The sequence below is a fragment of the Rhodococcus sp. P3_B8 genome (assembly GCF_056402775.1).
In genome coordinates, this window is record NZ_JBFUGT010000623.1 from 1 (window position 1) to 1,397 (window position 1,397).

Here is a 1,397-nt window from a genome sequence, read left to right on the forward strand (position 1 = left end):
GCCCTCGACACCACCGGGGCCCCGCAGGTCATCGCGTCGGCGATCGACAGTCTCCGGCCCACCGGAACCGTCGGTCTCGTCGGCGCCGCAACCCGCGAACTGGTCCTCGCCCCGGCCGCGCTGGCAGCCGGGAAGAACATCATGGGAATCCTCGAAGGCGACGCCGTCCCGCAGCTGCTGCTGCCCCGCCTGATCGAACTCTGGCGCCAGGACCGGTTCCCGTTCGACCGGCTGATCCGCACCTACCCGTTCTCCGAGATCACCGCCGCCGAGGCGGACGCCGCCAGCGGCGCGACCATCAAACCGGTCCTCCTCCCGCATCCCTGACCGCGCACCACGACGACCGAGGTACCCCACATGAAGTACACCCGCTCGCAGCTGTTCATCGACGGCCGATGGCACACGCCGTCCACCTCCGACCGCATCACGGTCATCTCGCCGACCACCGAGGAACCCGTCGGGTCGGCGCCGGACAGTACCCCCACGGACGTCGACGCCGCGGTCCACGCAGCCCGCCGCGCCTTGCGTGCACCCCAGTGGTCCGCGCTGGAGCCGGCCGAACGTGCCGACGTCCTAAGGCGATTTGCYGATGCGCTCGACCGCCGGGGGAAGGACACAGCCGCCATCGTGACCGACGAGAACGGCATGCCGGCAGCGATAGCTCTGGCGGCGGAGGGTAGCGGCCCGGCAGCAACGCTCCGGTACTATGCCGATCTCACCGAGAAGACACCCGTCGAGACCCCGCGGATCGCCGCAAACGGTAGGTCCACCACGATCGTGCGTCGCGAGCCGATCGGCGTTGTTGCCGCGATCATTCCGTGGAACTTCCCCCAGTCGCTGACCATGTTCAAGCTTGCCCCGGCACTCGCTTCCGGATGCACCGTGGTCCTCAAACCCGCACCCGAAACCGTGCTCGACGCCTTCCAACTCGCCGACGCGGCCGAAGAAGCCGGGCTGCCCGGCGGTGTGCTGAACATCGTGACCGGCGGCCGAGAGATCGGTGCCTACCTGGTTAGCCACCCCGAAGTGAACAAAGTCGCTTTCACCGGGTCGACCGCCGCGGGCAGGGTGATCGGCGGGACCTGCGGTCGACTGCTGYGACCGGTGACCCTGGAACTGGGAGGCAAGAGCGCCGCCATCATCCTCGACGACGCGGACCTGGTGAGTGTCGCCAGGGGACTGTCGTGGGCGAGCCTGCTCAACAACGGCCAGACCTGCCATCTGTCCTCTCGAATCCTCGCCCCCCGATCCCGTTACCGCGAAACAGTCGACGCGGTCGCACACCTCGCGTCGGAGCTCGTGGTCGGGGATCCATCCGACCCCGCCACCCGGGTGGGACCCTTGGTGTCCGAGCGCCAACGGCGCAGCGTCGAGGCCTACATCGACACGGGTAAACG

At 68.7% G+C, this 1,397-nt stretch carries 1 protein-coding gene and 1 pseudogene; both read left to right on the plus strand.

From position 1 onward, the window contains the following. A pseudogene (locus AC1D1G_RS45225) lies at positions 1-327 on the plus strand (NAD(P)-dependent alcohol dehydrogenase); the annotation flags it as partial. A 30-nt stretch (positions 328-357) separates the two neighbouring features. Then, positions 358-1,397 (plus strand): aldehyde dehydrogenase family protein (locus tag AC1D1G_RS45230; protein WP_477956941.1); only part of this gene is annotated, 1,040 nt, incomplete at its 3' end.